Source organism: Thermocladium sp. ECH_B (assembly GCA_001516585.1).
Lineage (GTDB): Archaea > Thermoproteota > Thermoprotei > Thermoproteales > Thermocladiaceae > Thermocladium.
Map to the genome: position 1 here is coordinate 1 of LOBW01000086.1, position 7061 is coordinate 7061.

General features: G+C 46.2%; 7 protein-coding genes and 1 pseudogene. 2 read left to right on the top strand and 6 right to left on the bottom strand.

What is annotated here, in order from left to right; all coding sequences use genetic code 11:
- Nucleotides 1–92: 92 nt before the first annotated feature.
- The 3 genes from AT710_08625 to AT710_08635 all read right to left on the bottom strand — a co-directional run bounded on the left by AT710_08625 (nt 93) and on the right by AT710_08635 (nt 2444).
- A complete protein-coding gene (locus AT710_08625; GenBank protein ID KUO90615.1) occupies nt 93–986 on the bottom strand; it encodes a hypothetical protein in 894 nt (297 codons plus the stop codon).
- A complete protein-coding gene (locus AT710_08630; protein KUO90621.1) occupies nt 965–1969 on the bottom strand; it encodes a type III-A CRISPR-associated RAMP protein Csm3 in 1005 nt (334 codons plus the stop codon). Before AT710_08630 ends, AT710_08625 begins: the two co-directional genes overlap by 22 nt.
- A 7-nt stretch (nt 1970–1976) precedes the next feature.
- Entirely contained in the window at nt 1977–2444 is a 468-nt protein-coding gene (locus tag AT710_08635; protein KUO90616.1) for a hypothetical protein, read from the bottom strand.
- A gap of 60 nt (nt 2445–2504) precedes the next feature.
- On the opposite strand from AT710_08635, the gene AT710_08640 reads away from it, so the two are divergent.
- On the top strand, nt 2505–3542 hold the full coding sequence (locus tag AT710_08640; GenBank protein KUO90617.1) for a hypothetical protein: 1038 nt from the start codon (nt 2505–2507) through the stop codon (nt 3540–3542).
- 153 nt (nt 3543–3695) lie between these two features.
- On the opposite strand, the gene AT710_08645 is transcribed toward AT710_08640, so the two are convergent.
- From AT710_08645 to AT710_08655, 3 genes are all read right to left on the bottom strand, one after another.
- Nucleotides 3696–3926 (bottom strand): hypothetical protein, encoded by a 231-nt coding sequence (locus tag AT710_08645; protein ID KUO90618.1) that lies wholly within the window; start codon nt 3924–3926, stop codon nt 3696–3698.
- A 9-nt stretch (nt 3927–3935) separates the two neighbouring features.
- Entirely contained in the window at nt 3936–4301 is a 366-nt protein-coding gene (locus tag AT710_08650) for a hypothetical protein (protein ID KUO90619.1), read from the bottom strand.
- 66 nt (nt 4302–4367) lie between these two features.
- Nucleotides 4368–5726, bottom strand: coding sequence for a hypothetical protein (locus AT710_08655; protein KUO90620.1), 1359 nt, complete (start codon nt 5724–5726; stop codon nt 4368–4370).
- Nucleotides 5727–6663: 937 nt separating this feature from the next.
- Here AT710_08655 and AT710_08660 point away from each other — a divergent pair.
- Nucleotides 6664–7053, top strand: a pseudogene (locus AT710_08660) (DNA polymerase III subunit beta).
- The last annotated feature ends 8 nt before the right edge of the window (nt 7054–7061 follow it).

The window sequence follows — 7061 nt, forward strand, 5'->3', positions numbered from 1 at the left end:
TATTGAGGTCCAGTACGTATAGGTTATTATTGAGTACTACGAAATCGATACCCTCCATTAACCTACCTCCACCCAGCACGAAGGTTGGAGTCTTAATTGTGCGCTCCACCATCATAGGGCAACCACAGCGAGCTTAGGTTCTTTATGCATGATGGGTATTTAAGCACCTCAAAGTCGGCGTAGTCCCTCGGGATAACACTACCGTCAATGATTACGTGCATTGGACCAATGACGTAGTATGGAGAGCAGACCCAACCCCTAACGGCGGTGTTTAGGTGACCATTCACGGAATTAGCCCTTGGTAGTGCCGTACCGAGTACTAGGGCGTAATCGCCAGACCCCGTGTAATCAATTACGCCAGACTCAACAACCCTGAAGTGCCCAATACCCACACTCCTCTCCCCACCAATACCCAACTCACCAATCATCGAGAACACCCTCCTACCCTCACCAGCATCAACAACGCCCTGGGACTGCGTGTAGTAAATGATGTACCTAACCCACGGCATGAATGCCACAACCCTGAACGTGTCCGCGCCCTCAACAACCCTATCAATAACATTCCTCTGAATACCCACAAACTCACCAAACTCACCATACCCAAACTCCTCATCACCGCACACAATCTTCAAGCCATCCCCATAAACCCTATAGCTGATTTTCGTTACGAGGCACTTCATGGGTAGGTAATTAACACGCCTAACCTGCCTAGTTAACTCGGGTCTTTCGGCGCTAACCCTCGCAATGAGACTCATCGGTATTGGTACCGTACTATAATCACTAATTGACCTATGGCCAGAATCAACGTAGATTAGTGGGTAGGCTGNGGAAACAGTTGTAATCCCGTGGTTAAAACCCATGAACCTCAAGTAATCAAGTGCGGAATATATGGTGTCTGAGGGGACGTAATTAAGTGTGTCCAAAAGCCCTGACCTACCAACCCTAAACGCTCCCTCGAACTCAATTATTGCGTATCCGATTTGCATGCTGCATCACGTAACTCATCAAATACGGCCATACCATCAATAGCTCTCCTAATGCTAACCAATTCATTAGGCTCTTCATCATTAGCCTCTGCCTTCCTCAACTCAATCTCGCCCTTAGCAATCTCGCCCTTAGCCAGGTTTTGGAACTTAAGTGAGATGCCCTTGAACTCGATGTTCCCATAACCCCTAGTCCCCGAACCGCCTATGTATGTTTCCTGAACAAGTATTAGTGAGTCAATGAGGCTGGCTAGGTAGTACCTAGCTGGGTAATCCCTGATTAAGTCCTTAAACTTGCTACGCTCATCACACTCCTTACGCCTACACACATCAACATTAAATATCAGAAACGTTATTGAACCCTCAAACTCAACATCGGGCCTAACCCTAAGTATTGTCCTTGGGTCAGCAGCTGAGGTAACCCTATCAATCCTATTCTCACTCTTTTCCTCAATGAAGTCGTCAAAACCCACACCCTCACAACCATCCTTCACACGGCACAACTGCTCAATGAACCTCTTTGATGGGAATATGTCCCTAAAGATCGCCCTAGTCGGTGCCCAACACTTCTCGACAAACCATGAGTACGGGCTAGCCTCCTCCNCACTGGGCTGGAAGAACTGTGGTTGTACGGACATGGAACCAAAGACGTTATCAACGGGGCAGTATGGGTCATCATGAACCATAGTGTTGCTCCTCGAAACCCTCATGTGATAATAAATCTTACCGTCGGTCGTGTGTAGGTCAAGGCCGAGAGAAACCTCGAGGAGCGACCTAGCCCTACCCTTGAGGGAACTACCTGGTATATAAGGCACCTTGATCCTGTATAGTCTATCATTAACTATGTACGCCTTAGTTATTGAGAGAGGCTCAACATCTGCCGCACCCATGACTTCCTTAGCCCTACCGCTCCTAATTAAGAAACCGCTCTTTGCCATCAACTTGAAGCTCAGTTCCGCAATACCCGCAAGCCTAATCTTCGGCATCAAGTAGCTAGATGAGCTCATACTCCTCACCGCCCTTCTTTCCGTAAATCACGTATGCAAGGAACGAATCTAATGAATACCTGAGTGCTATTGCAAGATCTCTCGCATCGCGATTATTTGATTGTTGCAGGCTTGCTCTTATTTCATCAAGCGCCTGTTTAATACCATCAGCTAAATCATCATCAACAAATCCCCTCTTCTTCTGGTACTCAAGCAGTATATTCAACCTCACGAGAGATCTAACCAACTGATCCTGAACAGATCTAACCANCTGATCCTGAACACCTGCCGTATCCTGTGCTGAGCTCTCGATAATCCTATCAAGAACTGTAACCAATTGATTATATATCTTCCTAAAAGCCGCCGAGGAAGTCCTATATACTCTATAACTGTTGAGGCCTTTGAAGCCATCATCGTACTTACGATCCCTAAAGTTTTGGTAGATAATCGAATAAAACTTGGAAGTATATGGCATTAACTAATAATTAAGAAGAGTTTTTAAGTTTTATGCATGTCTATATAATAGGTAGAAACCATGAGAATTCAAGGAACAATACCCTACGACAATAAAGAGACGGCGGTGAACATTAACATAGATTATGGCAAACCAATGACCATACTAATAGGACCAAACCTCACCGGCAAATCCATAACCTTAATGTGCATAGCCGAAATGCACAGCAAGAAACATTTCATGAGAGGTTATGTTAAAAATAAAATCGACTCCTTAAAACAATTCGTGAGGTGCGAAGATGGCGAAAGGTTTGATTATACGGTTTTCGTCGATGCTTATAGAGTTACTGCACAACCAATAGAATACATTCGCGAAGACCTGAAGGAGATTCAGGAGAATGCCAATGAATTAATGAGAGGCGAAGAGAAAGCACTTCCTGCGTTAGAAAGAATAAAGAGTCACGTGGAGAAAATCGAGGAATTACTTTACGAGAAGCCAATAATCCTGGAACTAAAGAACTACACATCAACACATAGACTCTCAATGGCGTATAGGAGGTTCGAGGAGGTTAAGGAGGAGTTCAACAAACTCATTGAAGAAACGGCAGGCGAGATAGGCGGTGAAGGGGCAAGTAGGTTCAAGAAAGCCCTCAGCCACTTCTCACCATTATTCATAGACCTAACCAGTAACGGGTGGTTATGGAACGACTTAGAGGCTGGCGCTGAGGGTTCCAATATTGAGGTATTATCAAGCGTTTTCGCTCCATCATTCGTAATTCTCTACGCAGTACTGACATACGCGATGCCAGGAACAAAAGCCCTCCTCATCGAGGAGCCTGAGGCACATGCCCACCCCAGTATGTCCATGTTCCTCGGTTACCTATTGACTAAACTGGCGATGAGCGACAATACCATGCGAGTTATAGCCGCTACGCATAACTATGAGTTCCTGCAGGGCGCGTTAATTGCTGGTGAGGAAGCCGTGGATGTTTACGTGTTTGATAGAAGGAATGAGGGTGGGATCTTCACATTGGTTGCTGAGCCGTGGAACCATGCGGCGGTGATACCTGGGTTTACCGAGCCAGGTATTTTATCTATATATGGCAGGAAGTCATCATAGGGTGATTTAATGCTCGTTGGTATCAATGCTGTTGATTTGTATTATGATAGACAGCGTAGAATCATAAGTTACATATACAATAATATCTATCCTCGTGTCTGCATACTACCCGAAAAGGGGGATGAAATCTATGTAGATATGAGGGGAATAATACTAAATGNCCCTAAATGTAAATGCGATTATAAGAAATTTGTGAACGATGATGGGTGCAGGAACTGCGTATGTTATGATAAGCACGAGTCCAGCCTCGGCGTATGCTGCATCGGTAAAGGTATCGATGCCGTGCTCATGGTAGAGTGCGATTGTGACGATTTTAAGGAGGGGGTTAAGCACGAGTGCCTCAATAATTTTGAGTGTAAGGATATCGTCGATTGCTGGGTGCAATGCACCGGGTCAAAGCACTAGTGATTTATCGTTAACCATCACCCTGATCGCTATTGGTAACTCCATCGAGAATCTGGTGATATCGAGTAAAGCCAAATCACCTCTGAATTGACATACCCCATGTCTACACCTTAACCGTGTTGTGAAGCCTATCAACTGCTTAACCATCTTTAAGTCCCCTATCATTAGTGTTGCCTCGCTCAGATCATCAATCCTCGTGATAAGCCTCGGCCTTAGTCCCCTATCTATTACGTACCTCGCAATACCGGGTACATGAAGCATTGGCATTACACCGCACTCACCGAAGATTGCTAATAACTCAACCAAAACANCGGCGTTATTGACGGGCCTGAATGAGAAGTAATTATTCGCCAACGAACCACCGCACCTACTCGGCAATACCCAATAAAGCACAATCAATGCACCCTGTCGTAACCCCACCTATTNTTTCAGACCCAAGCACTCAATCAGTTTCTGGTAATTGGCATCGTCAATTGCAATGCAGTAATCATCCCCGCACTCCTTAATTATTGTATAGTCCTTCAAGAAACCAGCATGGGCTATGGCATGCCTCTCCAACCTCCCACAATCACTTACGCTGGGCTCCTTACTTTCGCCTCTCTCAACGTAAGTCTCTGAACGGTAACTAAGTAACTTTGAGTAAATTACTCCATGTTTCAACTCGTCTCTAGCCTTCTCCCTAACACTATTTATTGTGTTTTGTATATTGTTTACCTCCTCCTTAACTAACCTAGACACTACAGAGCCTACCTTATCGAATACGTTTTCCCCCAACAACCCACTCAACCTCAAACCACACACATTACCCAACTCCTTAATCGTCCTGCACGCATGATAGGCAAGGAGCGCCTCGTAGTACTCCCCATGCCTCTTATAATTGGCACCCCTAATATCGTACCTAACTAGCTTGACGCCATGATCAATCGTGATCGGTACATCAAACATAGGCTCCCCCTCACCACTATCAACACACAACCTATGCGTAAACGGCACCAATCCCATCATTGTTGCCCTAACCCTTGAGTCGTTGGGGTTCTCAGGAACCACAATGCTGTCCTGCGTCTCGCTGAAAACCTTCTCGTACTTCCACTCATCAGGTGTTGTGTTGTAGGCCGTTATGGTAACACTGCTCACGCCATTGATTAAGGCAAGCGATGCGAGGAGCCTCGATACATAGAGGGTTAGGGTGGGCATGAAATTCACCCCATGCGTCAAATCAATATTAAGCCTCAATTGAACGCCATCATAGATTAAATCCTTAACATTCGCCCACAATTGTTGTAGTAACTCCATGATCATCAACTCATAGTGACCCTCGTAGGACCAGAAATCCGTACTACCGACCCTATACTTACCAAGTGATGACGTAACCACCACCCCAACATCGACGTTCCCGCGTAATTTGAACACTAATGACTCCACATACTTTTTAACCAAATCCCTCCACTCATTAAGACCGCTCAACTCCTTAGTGGGGGTTACCGTTACGGACCTCTCTTTCTTCTCCTTATCTTTCTCACTAATAGCAACCCTAATCTTATGCGCCTCTTCCTCAAGTCTCTTAAGGACCTCATACGCATCCTCATTATTGAGCGAGACTTGTGTTGTTAATACGCTATCCAACGCATATATTATATATCTCCTCACATCACTCGCGCAAACAATCGAAGCGAAGCCCCTAGATTTATTACCTCCACCGCAATCATACTCAACATGCCGCCAATTTAATGGGTTACCCCAGGTGGCGACATAGACCGTAACAACCGACGACTGAGGCATAACGCCTATCAAAAAGTGGAATTAATATGGGTTACCTATATTGCACATAATTACTAGTCCCGATCAGCAACTCTAGGCCTGAAACACGGAACGTGACTCATCATTAATTAAGTTCCCTGATCTTTATGTGCCCAAAGCCTAAGGACCTCGTGGTTCCCGTGTTCATGAGCTCGGCGAGTCTCAGCAACGCCCAGAGCTGGTTATCCTGTCCTCCCTTCTGCTCCTTATCTCGTACCTAGCCCTGCCTATGAAGCCGAGCTGTGGCCCCTCGCTATTGGGTAGTCTCGTTGATACCGCCCTGCCGTATATGTCGCTCGTGTACGCGTAATTATACACCCACCTAAGGAACCTAGGCCAATCCCTGAAGTAACCATCACCAAAGACCCTAACCCAATAATTAATTGTTGACCTAGCAATGTTATCTATGCTTGGGGCATCAGTGTTCAGGCTGCCACGGGGCTGGCTCCTAGTGGGGCGACAACCCCGCTAGGACTGGTTAGTCTCTATTTTGTCTGAGATTTAAACCCTCCTGTTTCAGAAGATTTCTAAACTATCACAGCTTGAAGAGTGTAGTTATTGATGTTGCTCCGATGCGTAATTGCGAGGAGGTCATAATTAGGGAGCCGGCAATTATTCGCGGGCATGCTTCAAGGCCCAGTAAACGGCTGAGTTAGCCCTTAAGGCGTTGCTAAAGGCTATGGGTAAGCCAGCCTTTGGGCATAACCTAGTGGCCCTCTTCAACGACCTGGTTAATTACTGCGGCAATGCGGGTGATAGGCTGCGTTTCTGTGTTGGTTATCGATAAGATGCACGTAATGCCACGTTACCCAGATGCCTTCATTGAGGGCGTGCCCTTCGAGAGGTACACTAGGGAGGAGGCTGTGGAGGCCCTAAATTGCGCAAGCCTAATCATTAACTGGGTTAGGGGTTGTTCGCCATGTCGGTTAGATGATGTAATTAGGAGAGGAGCGCCGAGAGGGAGCGCGTGATCAATGAGTTGCGTGATTACGCGGCAAAACTCAGGGGTAGGTTCGGTAGATTGACCGTGATACTCTATGGGTCCTATGCAAGGGGCGACTTCAACCTATGGAGTGACGTAGACGTGCTCATAATTCCCGAGCATTTCAGGGGTACGGATTTCGTGACGAGGTGCGTGGAGCTTAACGACGCGCCACCTAGGCTCGAACCAATATGCTGGATGCCCGAGGAGACTTTTAAGGCGTTGGCTAAGCCATGGTGGCGTGAGGCCCTTAAATATTACGTGATCATCGTGGATGATTACAAAATAGCGAAATTACTAAATTCGCAAAATGCCTTCAGCATTTAACACTAGGT